The organism is Methylobacterium adhaesivum, from assembly GCF_022179065.1.
Taxonomy (GTDB): Bacteria; Pseudomonadota; Alphaproteobacteria; order Rhizobiales; family Beijerinckiaceae; genus Methylobacterium; species Methylobacterium adhaesivum.
In genome coordinates, this window is record NZ_BPQD01000001.1 from 240,369 (window position 1) to 258,775 (window position 18,407).

The 18,407-nt window shown below is 69.2% G+C and carries 17 protein-coding genes; 7 read left to right on the forward strand and 10 right to left on the reverse strand.

Features of this window, described 5'->3' with window-relative positions; genetic code table 11:
• Window positions 1–64: 64 nt before the first annotated feature.
• From hisG to hemH, 3 genes are all read right to left on the reverse strand, one after another.
• A complete protein-coding gene (gene hisG, locus MFF01_RS01145; RefSeq protein WP_056172589.1) occupies window positions 65–1,039 on the reverse strand; it encodes an ATP phosphoribosyltransferase in 975 nt (324 codons plus the stop codon).
• A gap of 10 nt (window positions 1,040–1,049) precedes the next feature.
• Window positions 1,050–2,204, reverse strand: a complete 1,155-nt coding sequence (locus MFF01_RS01150; RefSeq protein WP_238221277.1) for an ATP phosphoribosyltransferase regulatory subunit — start codon at window positions 2,202–2,204, stop codon at window positions 1,050–1,052.
• A gap of 64 nt (window positions 2,205–2,268) precedes the next feature.
• Window positions 2,269–3,342, reverse strand: a complete 1,074-nt coding sequence (hemH, locus tag MFF01_RS01155; protein WP_238221278.1) for a ferrochelatase — start codon at window positions 3,340–3,342, stop codon at window positions 2,269–2,271.
• 102 nt (window positions 3,343–3,444) lie between these two features.
• On the opposite strand from hemH, the gene MFF01_RS01160 reads away from it, so the two are divergent.
• From MFF01_RS01160 to MFF01_RS01175, 4 genes are all read left to right on the forward strand, one after another.
• A complete protein-coding gene (locus tag MFF01_RS01160; protein WP_238221279.1) occupies window positions 3,445–4,398 on the forward strand; it encodes a class I SAM-dependent methyltransferase in 954 nt (317 codons plus the stop codon).
• Window positions 4,399–4,470: 72 nt separating this feature from the next.
• Entirely contained in the window at window positions 4,471–6,000 is a 1,530-nt protein-coding gene (locus MFF01_RS01165) for a bifunctional metallophosphatase/5'-nucleotidase (protein ID WP_238221280.1), read from the forward strand.
• A gap of 9 nt (window positions 6,001–6,009) precedes the next feature.
• Window positions 6,010–6,702: a uracil-DNA glycosylase gene (locus tag MFF01_RS01170; RefSeq protein WP_238221281.1), complete on the forward strand. Its 693-nt coding sequence runs from the start codon at window positions 6,010–6,012 to the stop codon at window positions 6,700–6,702.
• A gap of 97 nt (window positions 6,703–6,799) precedes the next feature.
• On the forward strand, window positions 6,800–7,216 hold the full coding sequence (locus tag MFF01_RS01175) for a hypothetical protein (RefSeq protein WP_238221282.1): 417 nt from the start codon (window positions 6,800–6,802) through the stop codon (window positions 7,214–7,216).
• A gap of 124 nt (window positions 7,217–7,340) precedes the next feature.
• Here the strand turns inward: MFF01_RS01175 and MFF01_RS01180 are convergent, their stop codons facing one another.
• Together MFF01_RS01180 and MFF01_RS01185 are read right to left on the reverse strand one after the other, a co-directional pair.
• Window positions 7,341–9,014 (reverse strand): formate--tetrahydrofolate ligase, encoded by a 1,674-nt coding sequence (locus MFF01_RS01180; RefSeq protein ID WP_238221283.1) that lies wholly within the window; start codon window positions 9,012–9,014, stop codon window positions 7,341–7,343.
• Window positions 9,015–9,200: 186 nt separating this feature from the next.
• A complete protein-coding gene (locus tag MFF01_RS01185; protein WP_238221284.1) occupies window positions 9,201–9,422 on the reverse strand; it encodes a heavy-metal-associated domain-containing protein in 222 nt (73 codons plus the stop codon).
• A 245-nt stretch (window positions 9,423–9,667) separates the two neighbouring features.
• On the opposite strand from MFF01_RS01185, the gene MFF01_RS01190 reads away from it, so the two are divergent.
• Both MFF01_RS01190 and MFF01_RS01195 read left to right on the forward strand, forming a co-directional pair.
• Window positions 9,668–11,185 carry an EAL domain-containing protein gene (locus MFF01_RS01190; protein WP_238221285.1) on the forward strand — a complete coding sequence of 506 codons (1,518 nt, stop codon included), beginning with the start codon at window positions 9,668–9,670 and terminating at the stop codon, window positions 11,183–11,185.
• Between the two features lie 206 nt (window positions 11,186–11,391).
• Window positions 11,392–12,297 (forward strand): TIGR01459 family HAD-type hydrolase, encoded by a 906-nt coding sequence (locus MFF01_RS01195; RefSeq protein WP_238221286.1) that lies wholly within the window; start codon window positions 11,392–11,394, stop codon window positions 12,295–12,297.
• 90 nt (window positions 12,298–12,387) lie between these two features.
• Here the strand turns inward: MFF01_RS01195 and MFF01_RS01200 are convergent, their stop codons facing one another.
• Window positions 12,388–12,921: a protein phosphatase CheZ gene (locus tag MFF01_RS01200; RefSeq protein ID WP_238221287.1), complete on the reverse strand. Its 534-nt coding sequence runs from the start codon at window positions 12,919–12,921 to the stop codon at window positions 12,388–12,390.
• Between the two features lie 154 nt (window positions 12,922–13,075).
• Window positions 13,076–13,459 carry a response regulator gene (locus MFF01_RS01205; RefSeq protein ID WP_018046001.1) on the reverse strand — a complete coding sequence of 128 codons (384 nt, stop codon included), beginning with the start codon at window positions 13,457–13,459 and terminating at the stop codon, window positions 13,076–13,078.
• 265 nt (window positions 13,460–13,724) lie between these two features.
• Between MFF01_RS01205 and MFF01_RS01210 the strand changes: the two genes are divergently transcribed.
• The gene (locus tag MFF01_RS01210; protein WP_238221288.1) at window positions 13,725–14,747 is read left to right on the forward strand and encodes a bifunctional riboflavin kinase/FAD synthetase; all 1,023 of its coding nucleotides are present in this window, start codon (window positions 13,725–13,727) and stop codon (window positions 14,745–14,747) included.
• 669 nt (window positions 14,748–15,416) lie between these two features.
• Here MFF01_RS01210 and MFF01_RS01215 read toward each other — a convergent pair.
• From MFF01_RS01215 to MFF01_RS01225, 3 genes are all read right to left on the reverse strand, one after another.
• On the reverse strand, window positions 15,417–16,181 hold the full coding sequence (locus MFF01_RS01215; protein ID WP_238221289.1) for an anti-sigma factor family protein: 765 nt from the start codon (window positions 16,179–16,181) through the stop codon (window positions 15,417–15,419).
• A gap of 207 nt (window positions 16,182–16,388) precedes the next feature.
• Window positions 16,389–17,000, reverse strand: coding sequence for a sigma-70 family RNA polymerase sigma factor (locus tag MFF01_RS01220; protein ID WP_238221290.1), 612 nt, complete (start codon window positions 16,998–17,000; stop codon window positions 16,389–16,391).
• 88 nt (window positions 17,001–17,088) lie between these two features.
• Window positions 17,089–18,201 (reverse strand): patatin-like phospholipase family protein, encoded by a 1,113-nt coding sequence (locus MFF01_RS01225; RefSeq protein ID WP_238221291.1) that lies wholly within the window; start codon window positions 18,199–18,201, stop codon window positions 17,089–17,091.
• Window positions 18,202–18,407 lie beyond the last annotated feature (206 nt).

Here is an 18,407-nt window from a genome sequence, read left to right on the forward strand (position 1 = left end):
AACTCCGTTGCGCCGCCGTGCGCGGACCGCGAACCGACGGTGACCGGGAGTTTCGGGAGGCACGCTAACCCAGACGGGCGAGAAGCCGGTCCATCAGCGGGTTGTCCGGCGTGAAGGCGTAGTCGATCTTGCGCACGCTGACCGAGCCGGCCCCGGCCTTCACCAGGGCGTCGGCCAGATCGAACACCGCGTCGACGGGGCAGTGCAGCACCATCTCGCCCCGCCCTTCCGGGGCGCCGTAGGGCAGCTCGGCGTCGTGCAGGGCGGAGATGCCGGCGAGATCGATGTCGCCGTCGTCCGGCATGGCGGCCCGGACCTCGCGGGTGGTGCGGGCGCGCTCCTCGGCTTGGATGCGGCCGAGCACCGCCCGCAGGGCGTTGCGCGGGCTCGGGCCCCAGGCGGCGTTGAGGGAGGCGACGAGGTTCGCCTCCGAGCGCAGGATGATCCCGTCGTCGAGGATCTTCAGGGCGTTGGCGGCCAGCGTCGCCCCCGTGGTGGTGATGTCGACGATGATCTCGGCCGAGCCCGCCGCCGGCGCGCCCTCGGTGGCGCCCAGGCTCTCGACGATGCGGTAATCCGCGACCCCGTGCTCGGCGAAGAACCGGCGGGTGAGGTTCACGTATTTCGTGGCGATGCGCAGGCGCTTGCCGTGGCGCACCCGCATCTCGGCGGCGACCTCGTCGAGGTCGCTCATGGCTCGGACATCGATCCAGGCTTGCGGCACGGCGACCACCACCGTCGCCTGACCGAAGCCGAGCGGGGTCAGCAGTTCCACCTGTCCACGCGCCTCGGGGAGGGATTCGCGGATGAGGTCCTCGCCGGTGATGCCGAGATGGGCGGCGCCGGAGGCGAGCTGCGCGGCGATCTCGGAGGCCGAGAGGTAGCGCACCTCCACGCCGGGCACGCCGACAAGCTTGCCGCGATAGTCGCGGGCGCCCGTGTTCTGGGCGAGCTTGAGGCCGGCGCGGGCGAAGAAGGCGGCGGCGTTCTCCTGCAGGCGCCCCTTGGAGGGCACGGCGAGGACGAGGGGATCGGTCATCGGCGCCGGCTCAACCATGGGAGGTGTCGGAAGGGGCGACCCGCGAGAGCCACACGGCGCAGCCCACCGCCGGGACCGGGATCGGGCTGCCGAGATGCTGCAGCAACCCGTCGTAGCGCCCGCCGCCGACGAGGGGCAGGCCGGGGGCACCGGCCGCCGTCACCTCGAAGATGAAGCCGGTGTAGTAGTCGAGGTTGCGCGCGAAGCCCCCCGAGAAGGCGAAGCGTTCGACGGGCAGGCCCCGCGCGGCCATGAAGCCCGTGCGCTCCTCGAACAGAGCGAGCGCTGCTTCCAGGGGCGGATGGTCGAGGCCGGCGGAACGGATGAGATCCCGCATGGCCGTCGCGGCCGTATCGGGATCGCCCGCGATGGCCCGGTAGCGCTCGACCACGGCGCGGTTCTCGGCGTTGAGGCCGGCCCCCCCGCTCGCCTGGGCGGCGGCCTTCGACAGGAAGCGTTCGGCGATCTCGCCGGCGCTGCGCCCGCCGACCCGCGAGATGCCGGCGATGGACAGCACGTCCTCCACGAAGGCGCGCACGCCTCGGGGGTCCTGGCCCTGGATCGCCGCGAGCAGGCCCGCATGCGGGTCCTCCTGGCGCACGCCGTTGGTGACCTCGTCCAGCGACCGGCCGGCCGCGATGGCCCGCAGGGTCCGGCGCTTGGCGGCCGGGGGCACTGCCAGGGCGTCGAGGAGCGCGTCGAGGAGACCCATGTCGCCGAGCCGCACGGCGACGTCGCTCCGGCCCATGGCGGCGAGGCCCTCCAGGGCGAGGCCGAGCACCTCGGCATCCGCCGCCGGCGTGTCGGTGCGCCCGACGGATTCGATGCCGGCCTGGAGGAACTCGTCCGGCTCGTCCCGGCCGAGGCGAAACACCGGCCCGCAATAGCTGTAATCGGCCGTCGCGGCGGTGCCCTGCGCGAGGTGGTGCCGGCAGACGGGAATCGTGAATTCCGGCCGTAGGCAGAGTTCGGCCCCGCCCGCATCCTGGGTCACGAAGATGCGCCGGCGGATGTCCTCGCCCGACAGTTCGAGGAACGGCTCCACGGGCTGGAGCACGGGCGGGGTCACGCCCGCATAGCCGGCTTGCGCGAAATGGGCGAGCAGGCGCGCCGTACCGTGCGATTGTCCGCCAGCGATCGCGCCGCCGGTCTCCGGGTTCATCATAGGTCCGCCCGCCTCGTCATCGCGCCCTCGTAGCAACCGGAATCCGGCTTGGCGACCGCCCCGCTTATAGCCAGCCCTGCAATTCGCGCCGGACCACGGTCTCGATCACCTTGAGGCCCAGCGCCCCGTCGTTGAGGCAGGGAATGTAGGCGAAGTGCTCGCCGCCATTGTCTTCGAAATAGTGCCGGTTCTCGCCGTCGAGCTCTTCCAGGGTCTCGAGGCAGTCCGCCGAGAAGCCGGGTGCGACGATGGCCATGCGCTTGACGCCGCTCTTCGCCAGGGCCTGTACGGTCTCGTCCGTGTAGGGACGCAGCCATTCCTCGTTGCCGAACCGCGACTGGAAGGTGGTGCGCATCTTCTCCGCCGAGAAGCCGAGCGCCTCGCGCACGAGGCGGCCAGTCTTCACGCACTGGCAATGGTAGGGGTCGCCCTTGAGGAGATAGCTCTTGGGCACCCCGTGGAACGAGGTGAGGATCACCTCCGGCTCGAAATCGAGCTTGGCCAGGCCCTCGCGGATCGAGGTGGCGATGGCCTCGATGTAGACCGGATCGTCGTGATAGGGCGCCGAGACCCGCAGGGTCGGCTGCCAGCGCATCTTCATCAGGGCCTTGAACGCCTGATCACACGCGGTCGCCGAGGTGGCGGCGGCATATTGCGGATAGAGCGGCACGAGGAGGATGCGGTCGCAGCCCTGGTCGAGGAGCGCCTGGATGCGTTTGTCCATCTCGGGTTTGCCGTAGCGCATGGCCCAATCGACCACGACGCTGTCGCCCATGGCCGCCTGCAGGCCCTCGGCCTGGCCCCGGGTGATGGTCTTCAGCGGCCCCTCGTCGCGCTCGGTGTTCCACACGCTCGCGTAGTCGCGGCCCTTCGGCCCCGGGCGCTTCGTAAGGATGATGAGGTTGAGGAGCGGCCACCAGATCAGGCGCGGCACCTCGATGACCCGGCGGTCGGAGAGGAATTCCTTGAGATAGCGGCGCATCGGCCAGTAGCTCGTGCCCTCCGGCGTACCGAGGTTGGTGAGGAGCACGCCGATGCGGCCCCAGCGCACGGGCGGGTGCTCGGCCGGCAGGGGAGCGGTGTTGGTCTGGAGCGGCATGCTGTCCTGCAGGGACGTCGGGGCGACGTGTTCGGTCATCGGGTTTCCGGGCTCGCCGCGCGGGCGGCAAAGTTGTGTCGGGTCGGATATCTATCTAGAGCAGGCGGCCTGCCAGCATCACCCGATGGATTAGGGCGCGACATGCCGTCTCCCCGGTACTTCTTCAACCACTTCATGCCGTTCACGGGCTATCCCTATACGGGTGCGCCGACCGCCTGCAATCTCTGCGGCTCGACGCGCAGCGTGACGGTGGCCGAGACGGACCGCCGGCTGAAGACGCTGCGCTCCATCGCCTGCGAGCAATGCGGTCTCATTCGCACGGATCCGATGCCGACCCCGGCGGAGCTGGCGGACTATTACGCCACGGCCTACCGGGCCGATTACCAGCTCGCCTTCGCGGGCGGTCCGCCGCGCAATCACCTCAACCGGTCCGCCCGCGAGGCGGCGTTCCGCGCCGACCTCCTCGCGCCCAAGCTGAAAGCCGGCGCCCGCGTCCTCGATTTCGGCTCGGGGTCCGGCGAGTTCCTGGCGGCCGTGCGTGCCAAGGGCTGCGAGGCCATCGGCGTCGAGCCGGGGCGGGATTACGCCGCCTATGCCCGCACGCATCACGGCGTCGAGGTGCTCGACGACGCCGACGACGCCCGCTTCCCGGCCGGGCATTTCGACGTGATCACGACTCACCACGTCATGGAGCACCTGCGCGATCCGGCCGACGTCATGGCCCGCCTGTCGCGCTGGCTGAAGCCCGACGGCGTGCTCTACGCCGCGGTGCCGAACATGGCCGCCACGGGCAAGCCGCCGCACGAGCGCTTCCACTTCGCCCACGTCCACGGCTTCGTGCGCGAGACCTTCGACCTCACGGCGCGGCGCGCCGGCCTCGTGCCGCATCCTGATTACTGGCGCGAGGACACCACGGTGGTCTACGCCAAGACCGACGCCCCCGTGGGCCGCCTCGCCGTGCCGGGCCTCGCCGAGCGCCTCGCCGTGGACCTCAAGCCGATGCCGGCGGGCGCCTACCTCGCCTCCGGCGCCTGGATCTGGCCGATGCTGCGCCGGAACGCCAAGGCCGTGCGCGACACCTTCGTGGCGCGCTGAGACCCCGTCGCACTGGCGTCGCGGAGGAAGTTCAGGACGGGAGCCCCCGGCCCCCACGTCGAGACCCGCCCCATGCCGCAGCCCAATCGCCGCCAGACCTTCGGCCTCGGACTCGGGGCGGGCCTCGGCGTCGGTCTCGGCGCGCAGGCCGAGGCGGCGGGTCCCGCCGCGGCCGAACCGACCTTCACCCTGCTCCTCGTCAACGATCTCTACCGGATGTCGGAGACCGAGGGACGCGGCGGGTTCGCCCGCCTCAACGCCATCGTGAAGGCGGAACGGGCGCGGGGCGTGCCGCTCCTTTACGCGCATGCCGGCGACACCCTGTCGCCGTCCCTGATGTCGGGCTTCGACCAGGGCGCGCATATCGTCGAACTCCTCAACCTCGCGCCGCCCGACGTGTTCGTGCCGGGCAATCACGAGTTCGATTTCGGCCCGGCGATCTTCGCCCGGCGCATGGGCGAGGCGCGCTTTCCCGTGTTCGCCGCCAATCTTCGCGACGGCGCGGGGCGTGCCCTGCCCGGCATTCGGGACCGCGCCCTCGTCACCCTCGGGGGCATCCGGGTCGGTCTCGTCGGCATCGCGCTCGCCAGCACGCCGGACAAGTCGCAGACGGGCGATCTGCGCTTCGGCCCCGAACGCGAGACCCTGGCGCGGGAAGCGGCGAGCCTGCGCGACGCGGGGGCCGACCTCGTGGTCGGCATCTGCCACACCGGGCGGGCGACGGACGAGGCCATCGTCGCCGCCCGCCTCGTCGACATCCTCCTGTCGGGCCACGACCACGATCTGGCGCTGCGCTACGACGGCCAGACCGTGATGGTGGAATCGAGCTTCGACGCCCACTACGTCACCGCCGTCGACGTCACCGTGCAGGTCACGGGTTCGGGCAACGCCCGCACCGTGACGTGGCGCCCGAGCTTTCGCGTCCACGATTCGGCGGGTGTCGTCCCCGACCCCGAGACCCTGGCGGTGGTCCGCCGCCTCGAAGGCGACCTGTCGCGGGAACTCGACGTCCCCCTCGGCGAGACGCGCCTGCCACTGGACAGCCGCATCGCCTCCGTGCGGGTCCGCGAGGCGAGCTTCGGCAACCTCGTGGCCGATGCCCTGCGCGCCGGGACGGGGGCGGACCTCGCCATCGTCAACGGCGGCGGCATCCGCGGCGATACCCTGTATCCGGCCGGCCGCGTGCTCACCCGCCGCGACATCCTCCTCGAACTGCCCTTCGGCAACACCACGGTCCTGGTCGCCCTGAAAGGCGCGCAGATCCGTGGCCTCCTGGAGACGGGCCTTTCCGAGTTCGGGCGCCCCGCCGGCCGTTTCCCGCAGGTCTCAGGTCTCGTCGTCACCGTCGATCCCGCCGCACCGGTCGGGTCCCGGATCGTCGCGCTGACCCATGACGGCGTGCCCCTCGACCTGGAGAAGACCTACACGGTGGCCTCGAACAACTTCCTCTACGACGGCGGCAACGGCTACGGCGAACTGGCCAAGGGGCGCACCCTCATCGGCCGCACCGACGGCACCCTCGTCGCCAATGCGGTGATGGCCTACATCCGGGCGAACGCGCCCCTCGCGGTTCCCGCCGAAGGCCGCATCCTGACCCGTTGAGGAGTGCCGATGACCGGCCCCGTCGCCGACGCCCTGAAGCGCTTTCGCCGCTCGGACTCGCCTTGGCTCGCCCTGCCGTTCTTCGAAGGCGACGCGGCCGACACCGTGGCGGCTCGGGTCGATGCCCGGATCGCCGAAGGTATCGCCGTGCTGCCGGCGCCGGAGACCATCTTCAATGCGCTCACGCTGACGCCGCTCACAGAGGTCAAGGCCGTGATCCTCGGCCAAGACCCGTATCCGACGCCCGGCGACGCCCACGGCCTCGCGTTCTCGTATGTCGGGTCGCGGCGCCTGCCGGCCTCCCTCAAGGTGATCTTGGCCGAACTCCCCGACGCGAGCGCCGAACCGAGGACCGGCGACCTCACGCCCTGGGCCCGCCGGGGCGTGCTGCTCCTGAACACCGCCCTCACGGTGGAGAAGGGCAAGTCCGGCGTGCACCTGCGGTACGGTTGGGCGGCCCTCACCGACCAAGCCGTCGAAGCCGTCTCGAAGCGGGCGGAGCCGGCGGTGTTCCTGCTTTGGGGGGCTCAGGCCCGGGCGCGCGCGGCCCTCGTCGACACGACCCGCCACGGCGTCATCGAATCCGGCCATCCGTCGCCCTTGAACCGGCAGCGCGATTTCCCCGGCTCGCGGCCCTTCGCGGCGGCCAATGCCTGGCTGAAGGCGCACGGTGTGGCGCCCATCGACTGGCGCCTGGAATGAGGTGACGCGGCCCCTTGGAGGCGGGGGGAGGGCGGTCTATCTCCGTCGAGCCCTAAGCGGAGCCTAAGAATCCGCCGCACCCCGAGGAAACGTCACGATGCTTGCCCGTCCCCTTCTCGCGATCAGTCTCGCCCTCGCCCTGCCGGCGGCGGCCCAGGCCCAGATCCGCAACGCGCCCCAGCCGCGGGCGCTGGAATTCGCCGCCTACATCTTCGCCGCCGCCAATGTCTGCGGCTACCGCATCGGCGCCGATCAGTTCGACGCGCTTCTGGAAAAGCAGGGAACGCGCTCGGCCGATGTCGGCCCGCGCGGGCCGTTCGGCGGTCGAGTCCAGACGATCTTCGCCCTGATGTCGAACCAGATGCAGCTCAACCGCGAGAAGGCGTGCCTCGCGGTGGCCGGCGAATACGGCCCCGAGGGCAACATCGCCAAAAATGTGCTGCTGCCGCCGATGCCGGCCGGTGCCCCGAACGAGGCCGCCCCGGCCGAGCCTGCTCCGAAGCCTGCGCAATAAAAAGCGATGCCGGAGGCTCCGAAGGGCCTCCGGCATCGGCAGGAACGTCGAGGTGGCGTCGGGCTCCGCCCGGCACCCGCCAAAGGGATGATCCCTTTGGCAACCCAGATGCTTCGAAAGACGCCTAGAACAGGCCTTCGATCTGGCCGTTGGCGTCGAGGTGGATGCCCTCCGAGGCCGGGACTTTGGGCAGGCCCGGCATGGTCATGATCTCACCGCAGATCACCACGACGAAGCCGGCCCCCGCCGAGAGGCGCACGTCGCGCACCGCGATGGTGTGGCCCGAGGGGGCGCCCATGAGGTTCGGGTCGGTGGAGAACGAGTACTGGGTCTTGGCCATGCAGACGGGCAGGTTGCCGTAGCCGTCCTTCTCGAACTGGGCGAGCTTGGTGGCGGCCTTGGATTCCACCTGGATGTCGGCGGCGCCGTAGAGCTTCGTCGCGATGGTGCGGACCTTGTCGGTCAGCTTGGTCTCGGTCTCGTACGCGAAGGCGAGGGGCTTCTGCTCGCCTTCGGCCAGCTTCACCACGGCCTGCGCCAACGCCTCGGCACCGGCGCCGCCCTCAGCCCAATGCTTGCAGGTGATGGCCTCGACCTGAAGCTGGTCCCGGCACAGCTCCTTGAGCTTGGCGTGTTCCGCATCGGTGTCGGCGTAGAAGTGGTTGACGCCGATCACCACGGGCAGGCCGAAGCTGCGCACGTTGGCGACGTGGCGGGCGAGGTTGGCGAACCCCTTCTCCAGGGCGTCGATGTTCTCGGAGCCGAGTTCCTTCTTCGAGACGCCGCCATGCATCTTGAGGGCGCGCACGGTGGCGACGATCACCACCGCCGAGGGCTTCAGGCCGGCCTGTCGACACTTGATGTCGATGAATTTCTCCGCGCCGAGATCGGCGCCGAAGCCCGCTTCCGTCACCACGTAGTCGCCGAGCTTGAGGCCGGCGCGGGTGGCGATGACCGAGTTGCAGCCATGGGCGATGTTGGCGAAGGGGCCGCCATGGATGAGGGCGGGGTTGCCCTCAAGGGTCTGGACGAGGTTCGGCTGCAGGGCGTCCTTCAGGAGCACCGTCATGGCGCCGGTGGCCTTCACGTCGGCCAGCGTCACCGGCTTGCGGTCGCGGGTCTCGGCGATGACGATGCGGCCCAGGCGGGCTTCGAGGTCGTCGAGGTCGCGTGCGAGGCAGAATACCGCCATGACTTCCGACGCCACGGTGATGTCGAAGCCGTCCTCGCGCGGGAAGCCGTTGGCGACGCCGCCGAGGGACTGGGTGATGGCGCGCAGGGCCCGGTCGTTCATGTCGACCACGCGGCGCCAGTGGATGCGGCGCACGTCGATGTTGAGCTCGTTGGCCCAGTAGACGTGGTTGTCGATGAGGGCGGCGGCCAGGGAGTGCGCCGAGGTGATGGCGTGGAAGTCACCGGTGAAGTGCAGGTTGATCTGCTCCATCGGCACGACCTGGGCCTGGCCGCCGCCGGCCGCCCCGCCCTTCATGCCGAAGCAGGGACCCAGCGACGGCTCGCGCAGGCACATCACGGTCTTCTTGCCGATGCGGTTGAGCGCGTCGCCCAGGCCCACCGTCGTGGTGGTCTTGCCCTCGCCGGCCGGGGTCGGGCTGATGGCGGTGACCAGCACGAGCTTGCCCTCGGGCTTGCCCTCCAGACCCTTGATGAAGCCGTGGTCGATCTTGGCGATGTGCTTGCCGTAGTGGTGGAGCGCCTCGTCCGGGATGCCGATCCGGGCGGCGACCTCGGTGATCGGCTTCAGCGTCGCCGCGCGGGCGATCTCGATGTCTGACGGCATGCCTCGTCTCTCCCGATTTTTTTCCACGCCGAAGGGGGCGCGTTTTGGCGTCTGCGATCCCGGCGCCGTCAGGCGCACGCGGAACCGCCTTGTGTGTGATCACACCAGTTTGGTGGAACGGACAAGGAAAAGCGCGTCGGAAATTTTCAACGCGCGCACAAAATTTCATTCAGGATCGAGGATCCGTCACCCGGTCATGGCGGTCGCGGTATATCCGGCCTGCGTCAGGGCTTCGGCGACGGTCAGGGCCTGTTCGCGGCTGGTGACCGCGACGCGTCCGTGGTCGAGGTCAACCGCGACCTGCGCCTCCGGGTCGAGGCGCAGGATCGCCCGCCGCACCGCCTCGGCGCAGCCGTCGCAGGTCATGCCGTCCACCTGCATCAGCAGGTTCGAGCGGGTTGCATCCATGGGGCCGGATCTCTCGTCCTCAGCGCAGGTCCGGCCATGTTGATCGGGTGCGACAGCGATGCAAGCACGGTTGGTGAAGGCGGAAGTCACACATGCTGAAAATTGCGTGTGTTCCGTCGTAGATATCTTGTGGGGGTCAGGCGTCTCGGCGACAAAAGCGTTCAGGCCGGGCTCGCCTCGCGGCAACGGCCCGGAAACCCGTTTTCGCGTCCTGAGCCGTGCACCTTAAAATAGAAAGTCTCTCGATGGCCCGAATCGTCGGCCGGCGTCGCGGCCTATTGATTCTGAGTCTCCTCGGACTCGCCGGTCTGCTGGGGCTCGGTGCCATGGCGCCCGCCTCCCTCTATGCCCCCCTCGCCGGCGCCTTCGGACTGGCCCTCGCGAGCGGCCTCGGCGGTTTCTTCGTCTATCGCCGGACGGAAACCCTCACCGCCCGTCTCGACAAGCTCTCGGGCGAGGTCGACCTGATGTCCCAACGCCTCGGGCGCATGGAATCCGTCACGCGGCTCATCGCCGAGCAGCAGATGCGCGAGCATCTGCGCATCGACGAGGCCGGCCCCAGCGCGCCGGTCCACGAGGAGCTGGTCCACGAGGAATCGGACACGGACACGTCGGCCCTTGCCGCCAGCGTCGAAGAGGTCACCGCCGAAATCGGTCTTCTCAGCGGCATCGTGCGCGAGCTCGCCGCCGTGGTGGCGGCGCAGGACGGGGAGATCGCCATCTTGAAGGCGACGCCCCCCGCGCGGCTGGCGCCCCCCGCTCCCCCGGTCCCCGTACCGCCGCCGCCCGCCGAACCCGAGATCGCAGTGCTGCCCCAGGCCGCCACGGCGCAGGCGAAGCCGTGGACACCCCGGCTCCTCGATGCGGCCACCCCTGAGAACGCGGCCCGCGTGGCCGCGCACGAGAGCGCAGTCCTGGCGGCCTTCGATGGAGACGGCCTCGAGATTCATCTCCAACCCCTGGTTTCCCTGCCCCAGCGCAAGGTCGTCTCCTACGAGGCGGTGGCGCGCCTGCGCGTTGCGGGGGGCGACGAACTCGCGTCCGGTACCATCCTCACGCCCGACGCGTTTCTGTCCGTCCTCGAACGCCACGGTCGCACCACCGATCTCGACCGGCGGATGCTCCAGCGCGCAGCCACCGTGGCGCGGCATCTGGCCGGGCGCGGCAGCCGGGCGGCCGTCGCCTACGGCCTGTCGCCCCTGTCCCTGTTCGAGCCGGGATTCCTGCGTTCCCTCAACCGCCTCGTAGCCGACGAGCCGGACCTCGCCGGGCGCCTGATCGTTGCCCTGCCGCAGACGAGCTGGCGCAACCTGGACGCCGAGCAGTCCGCTCTTCTGGTGGGCCTGCGCGGCCTCATCGGCGTGATCCTCGACCGCCCCGTTGATCTCGATCTCGATCCCACGACCCTCGCCGATCACGGCGTCGCGCAGGTGAAAGTGCCCGCCGACATGCTCCTGCGGCCGAGTGCGCACGAGGCCATGACCAATATCGTCGTCGAGGATCTCGTCCCCACCCTCAACCGGGCGGGCATCCAACTCGTGGTTACCCGTGTCGAGCGCGAAGCCGATGTGCCGGATCTCCTCGACCTCGGCGTGCCCCTGGCACAGGGGACGGTGTTCGCTCCGGCCCGCGCCGTGCGCGCCGAGGTGCTGTCCGCCCCGGCGCCGGAACTCCTGGCGCCGCCCCCGCCGCCGGTGAACGACGATCCGGAGCCGCCGCCGCAGCGACGCCCGTTCCGGGATTTCCTGCGCCGCGCGGGTTAGCCGGCACGGCGTGAGGGGAGCGCGAGCCTCCGCGGCCGCCCGATCCGCCCACGTTGATTTCGAAGGCCCCTCAGCCTACGGCGTCGGAGATCCGACGCCGTAGGCTTCTCTTTTGCGCAAGGGCCCGCGTCGAATTTCCGCTCTCGTCCCGGAGCGGTGCCCCACCCAGCGATGAACCGCGCTTTCGACGCGACACAGGCTCCCGCATGACCGCCTCTCCCCCCGACTTCGCGCCCGTGCCCACGATTTCGGGCCTCGGTGCCATCGCCGACCGGTTCGACGTGATCCTGTGCGACGTCTGGGGTGTGCTGCATGACGGCGTGCGCGCGCATACCGGTGCGGGCGAGGCCCTGATCCGCTTCCGGGACCTCCCCGGCGGCACCCGGCCGCGCCGGGTTGTCCTCGTCTCCAACGCCCCACGTCCCTGGAAGGGCGTGCAGACGATCCTCGACGGATACGGCGTGCCGCGCGGGGCATACGACGCCATCCTGACGTCGGGCGACCTCACCCGCAGGCTCCTGACCGAGACGCCGGGGGCCAGCATCCATCATCTCGGTCCCGAGCGCGACGCGACGATCTTCGACGATCTCGATCTACGCCTCGTCGCTGCGGAGGCGGCGGAGGTCGTGGTCTGCACGGGATTGTTCGACGACACCCGCGAGACGGCGGACGATTATCGACCGACCCTCGAGCAATGGCGGGCGCGTGATGTCCCGATGATCTGTGCCAATCCCGACCTCGTGGTCGAGCGCGCCGGATTGTTGATTCCCTGCGCCGGTCTCATCGCAGAAGCTTATGAGGCCCTCGGCGGCCGGGTCACCTATGCGGGCAAGCCCTATCGGCCGGTCTACGCGGCGGCGCTCGAGATAGCCGGCGCCCTCGATGGGCTCGCGGATCCGGAGCCCACGCGGGTCCTCGCCGTGGGCGATGCCCTGCGGACCGACATTGCTGGCGCGTCTGGGTTCGGTCTGCCGAACCTCCTCGTGGCCCGGGGGATCCATGCCGAGGAACTCGGCGTGGCGACGGAGCAGGCGAGCCTCGGCGACGTGGCACTCTGGCTTGCCCGTCAATCTGTACAACCGGATGCCATCGTCGAACGACTGGTCTGGTAACGTGCCACGTCCCAATCCCGCCGATCCGATGGGAACGGGGAATTGGGACGTCACGGGCGCACCGCGCGGTATCGGCGATCCGGTGACGGATCAGTCGAACATCGCGTCGATCTCGTCCTGGGCCGTCGCCGGTCCCTTGACCTGAGGCCCGTTCAGGATGAGCAACTCGTTGCGGGCACGGCGCTTTGCCTCTTCCGCGTCGACGCCGCCCTCGTCGCGGGCTTTCACGGCCGCGGCAAAGCGCGACAGGCGACCCTCCAGGTTGCGCAGGGCTTCGACGACCTTGCCGATGCGTTGACCGGTAATGTCCTGGAAGGTGCAGGCCTCGAAGATATCGTTCATCCGCGCCTCGACGGTGGAGCGGTAGTTCGCGTCGTCTGGAAGGCAGAGGATTTCCTCGGCCACATTCATGATCGAGTTCGTCGCTCCGGCCGTCGCGTCGACGACGCAGCCGAGTTCTTCGTGCGCCATGGGCAGACGGTCGCGCGTCAGCTCGTTGGCCCGAAGCGCTGCGATCTCGGTTCGAAGGTGCGCGATGTAGTCCGCGATCTCCACGAGTTCGCCGATCAGGGATGATTTCTGCGGCGCGGCGTTCTGCTTACGCGCCCTGCTTGCGAGTGCCATCGCCTCCCGCCTCTCCTTGCCCGACGTCCGAATCTCTAACCTGTTCACGGGTGGGACGGGGCGAAACCCAGGCGATCCATCCGGATCGCGTGGTCCGCCTCCCGTCTATCACCGCGCGATCGAATCGATACGCCCCGACGGATCGATGCCCGTATCAGGCGCCGCAGACCGCTTCGATCTTGCTCTTCAGGGTCGCGGCATTGAACGGCTTGACGATGTAGTTGTTCACACCGGCCTTCTTGGCGGCGATGACGTTCTCGGTCTTCGACTCGGCGGTGACCATGATGAACGGCGTGGTGCGCAGGGCTTCGTCGGCGCGCACGTGGCGCAGCAGCTCGTAGCCCGTCATCGGCTCCATGTTCCAGTCGGAGATCACGAGGCCGTACTTACGGTTCTTCAGGCGGGCGAGGGCGGCGGTGCCGTCGGAGGCGTCGTCGACCTCCTCGAAACCGAGCTGCTTCAGGAGGTTGCGGATGATACGGACCATCGTCTGATAATCGTCGACGACAAGGATCGGCATGCCGAGATCGAGGGCCATGGTTGCGTGTGCTCCGTCAGGTCGAGACCGACGCGATCACGCCGCGCCGGCTCGGGATTGGGCCGGGGCAGATCGATGTTCGAGCCCCTTGATCCTGAAACTATGGCCCATCCGCTTGAGAAGCCGTTAATCGCGGGCGGCTTTCGGCATCCCGCGACGAGGCGGCGTGCCTCGCTTGACCCCTCCGGCAGATTTCGACAGGTTCCGCCGCGACACGCGACGTCTCCGGACCACGCCCGCTCCGCCACAGCCAAGCTAGGATCAGATGCCGTCCGGCGACAAGACAGCTTTGTCGGTTCAGGCTCCTGCGCTGGGCCGGCGTTTCACGGTTTGCCGCGAGGACGAACCGATGCCGTCGATCCTTTCCGGCGCCATCGCGGCCATCGGTAACTTCGACGGCGTTCATTTCGGTCACCGCGCCCTCATCGCCGCCGTGCGCGAGACCGCCGCTGCGGCCGGTCGTCCGGCCGTGGCCCTCACCTTCGAGCCGCATCCGCGGGCGTATTTCACACCGCATCTACCGATGTTCCGCCTGTCCGACGCGGCAGCCAAGGAGCGCGTGTTCGCCCGGCTCGGCCTCGACGGGCTCGTGGTGCGCCGCTTCGATGCCGGGCTCGCCGGCACCGGCGCACGGGCCTTCGTCGAGACCCTGCTGGTGCGCGACCTCGGGCTCTCCGGCGTCGTCGTGGGGCACGATTTCCATTTCGGGCGCGGGCGCGAGGGCACGCCGGCCGTCCTCGCCGACCTGTGCGCGGGCGCGGGACTGAGCTGCCGCATCATCCCGGCCGTTTCCCTTCCCCCCGTTGCCGTGGAGAATGCGATGGAGCCGGTTTCCTCAAGCGCGATCCGGACGGCTCTGGCCGCGGGCGACGTCGGCCGGGCCAATGCCCTGCTCGGTTATCGCTGGTTCGTGTCCGGAGTTGTGCAGCACGGGGACAAGCGCGGCCGCACCCTGGGCTATCCGACCGCCAATGTCGCACTGACCGATTGTGGTCTCGCCCACGGAATCTACGCCGTGCGGGTGGCCCTGGCCGATGGCAGCGTGCGGGACGGCGTGGCGAGTTACGGCCGTCGCCCCACCTTCGACGACGGTGCGCCGCTCCTCGAAGTCAACCTGTTCGATTTTTCCGGCGATCTTTACGGACAGACGATCACCGTCGAGGTCGTGGGGTACATCCGGGGCGAGGAACGCTTCGACTCGGCCGAAAGCCTCATTGCCCGGATGGATATCGACGCCGAGCAGGCCCGGGCGATCCTGGCCACCGACCGGGTCCCATCGATGCTGTAGACCTTCGCGGGCCAATCCCAACCCTACCGCGCGCGACCCCCGTTCGCTCCGCGGGGTCGTCGGACCCGCGAAGGATGCGGAAACGTTTCGTTAACCATCCCGGTACAAGGATTGGGGTACTCCGGGAGCGGCTTCGTTGCTCAACCGGGTTGGACCACGGGGCCGGGGCGGATGACGCCGGATGTACGCGCATCCGCTTCCTGGCCTCCGTGGCCGTTCCTCCGAAGAACTTCTCAGCTCGCGAAGACTCTCAGTTTCGCCGAATTTGAGGGATTATCTTGGGCGCGACGGTCGGGCTCCCTTCCGGAGCCACGATGTTCCGGTCAAGCAGCAGGTGCCCCGATGATCAAAACCTTGACGGTCGTCTTGACGGTTGCCCTCGTCCTCGCCCTCGCGGGTGTCGCGCGGCTGGTCCTTATGCCGTTCCGGGGCCTGTTGGCGCTCGGTCGCCGGCGCCTCGCCGCCGCCTGACCCGGCTCCGCTCGATCGAAGCGGACGGGGATCACGAAGCTCGCGCGGCGCTCGAACGAAGCTCAAATCCGGCGTTCCGAAGGGATCGACCGAAGTTGGTCAGACAGGCCGTGTGCCGCCCGGCGGGGCGGCACGAAACACCAAGGTGTATCGAGGACCACGCGACCTGTGGCTGGGACACAGACCGCAGCGGGGTCCCTACAGTTTCGCGCGCTTTGCGGCCAGACGCTGTGCGGCGGCCTGGATGCCGGCATGGTCTCGACCGCTCAAGGCGTAGGCCGTCCGCCCCTTGACCCAGTAAGCGGTCTCGCCGTCCCCCGGACTCGCGACTTCGCCCTCACCCGGACCGGCCTTGCCGCCTTGGGTCGCGAACAGGGAGAGCTCGCCCAGGGCGCCGCCATCGATCACCACCTCCACGCTGGTCCCATTCCGGGCGGGGACGATCTGCACGTCGCGCACGGTCCAGTCGCTCGGGAGATCGGGAAGGGTGATGCCCGTGGCACCGGCGATGCCGGCGCGGTCGTAGACCGTCGTGCGCTGCGCGGCCAAGCGCTCCCGAATTTGCGCCGCTTCGCGCGCGTTGCGGGCATCGGCCACCAGGGTCGGGTCCACGGGGGCCGCGAAGGTATCGGGCACGCCGAGTAGGAAACTGTCCGAATGTGCGAGCCATCCGGCGCCGACGAGGAGCGCGATGACGGCGGCGCGGCGCAGACGGTCTCCGGCGCGGCGCCAAGCCAGGGACCGATCAAGGCGACGGGCTGCCATGCGATTGCGCTCGGGCCCCGGGCCGGGCAACTGGGCGAACGCCTCGCGCAGGGCGTCGCGATCATGCATCTCGGCCATGACCCGGGCGGCGGTCTCGGGGTGATGCGCGAGATGAGCCTCCACGTCGAGCCGTCGCATGGCATCGAGCTGCCCGTCGACGAAGGCGGTGAGATCGGTATCGGTAATCGGATCGACCATCGCTGTCGTTTCCATTCGGTTCTGGCCTGCGTCGTGGGCCGATAGTCTTCCGCCCGGATCGTTGGGCCGCCGCCGGTTTCGGCGACGTCTCCGTCCGACCGTTCCCTGGTCTCGCGAGGCGGGGATTTGGATGATACCGACCAGCCATCGGTCTTCATCCTCGGCCTGCCGCAATCCGACTCCGTGCCGGTCCGTCCTGAGTGTCGGTCAACTCTTGCCGGCGGCGCGTCCGCCGAGCCCCGTCCCGGCCTTGTCTTGGCTGGGAACGAGACGCAGGCGTGGTCTCTCGGCGGGCTGGGGCTCGCGCTCGGGCAACGCGCGCTCACCCTCCTCGAAAGCCCGGAGGGCGGCACGGCCACGGCCCAGCCGCGACATCAGGGTCCCGATCGGAATGCCGAGAACGGCGGCGGCATCGGCGTAAGCCATGCCCTCCAGCGTCACGAGATGAAGGGCGGCCCGTTGCTCTTCCGGCAGGGTGAGGAAGGCGCGGCGAATCTGCGCCAGGCGGACCTGGGCTTCCTGGGCCGGCGGAGCGACCTCTTCGCTCATTTGCACCAGGGTCTCGGCATGACGCGACTCAACGCGTTTGCGGCGCTGCTCGTCGATGAAGACGTTGTGCAGCACCGTCATCATCCAGGTACGCAGGTTGGTGTTGGGACGGTGAATCTGGCCCGACTCGAGAGCCCGCACCAGAGCGTCATGTACGAGGTCGTCCGCGCGCAGGCTGTCGCGCGTCAAGGATCGCGCGTAGCGCCGCAGAGGCACCATCAAGTCGACGATGGAGCTGGCTGAGCCGGGCCGGATCGATTCGCTCGTCATATGATCATCAACGCGTGAGCGACGGGATTAATCCCGTCCGCTCGAAACGAGCGCGTCGTCTGTATCGAAGATTCCGGCGCGGGGGCTCTTAGGTGTAGGTGGCCTGGAGGTTCAGGCTGCAGGTCCGTCCGACCTGATCGTAGGTCTCCGCGAGCCAGGCCTGAGCCGCATTCCGGCCCTTGTCGCGCAGGCGCTCGAACACCCGCCAGCGCGCGTCGAGGCGGGTTGAGGCCTGATAATCGTCGAGAGCGCCGGTCCCGTCGATGCGGTGAACGTATTGCGACTTGTAGTCGCCCTGGACGAGCACGCCCTCGGCGATGAGGCCGTCGAGGAAATCGATGGCGCGCAGTTCGCGCATGAGGTTGGCGTTGAAGGTGATCTCGTTGAGACGGTCCTGGATCTCCTGCTGCGTGCGCGGGGTCTCCCGGCGCTCCACCGGGTTGATTTGCACGAGGAGGATGTCGCGGGTCTCCGCGCCCCGATACAGGGGATAGAGGGGCGGGTTGCCGAGATAGCCGCCGTCCCAGTAGGGCACGCCGTCGATCTCCACCGCCTGGAACACCGTCGGCAGACAGGCCGAGGCCATGAGGTGGTCGACCTTCAGGTCCGCGCGCTCGAACACCGCGAGCTTGCCCGTCCAGACGTTGGTCGCCGACACGAACAGCGCCGCCGTCTCCGCTTTGCGCAGGCGTTCGAAGTTCACCTGCGCCGCGAGGGCCTTGCGCAGGGGATTGTAGTTCAGCGGGTTCGACGCATAGGGACTGGTCTTCAGCACCCGGCCCCAGAACTCGACGACGGGATTGTCCTTCCACAGGGCGAACAGGCCGTTGAGGGCGCCGCGCTGGGCAGGCCAGAGGTCGCTGTCGAGGCTCACCTCGCGCCAGAACCGCTCCAGGGCCGCGCGGGCGCCGTCGGGGCCGCCTTCGAGCCAGCCGTCCACCATCACCACGGCGTTCATGGCCCCGGCGCTGGCCCCCGTGATCGCCTCGAAACCGAGACGTCCGTCCTCGATCAGCGCGTCGAGTACCCCCCACGTGAAGGCGCCGTGGGCACCGCCGCCCTGGAGCGCGAGCGCCACAGTCTTCTCCGTCCGGGGTCCGGCCATCACTCGCGTCGGCGCGGTGGCATGGTCCGGACAGGAGCCGCCCGGACCAATATCGGCCGGCGGATCGATGGCGTCGGGCTGGTTCGCGTCGAGCATGGGGGCCTCCGAGATATGGTGCACCGCAATATATGATGCGACACGGCAACAATCGGTCCGGGAGGCCACCGGTTCCCCGATCCCGCGCAGCCCAGCCCTACGCCGGGCGCCGTGAGCAACTCGACATCGCGCCCCGGATCGGACATGGGATAGGACCGACAGCAGACCGACGCCCTCGATCGCCGGGACGGCACTGGCTTGACGCC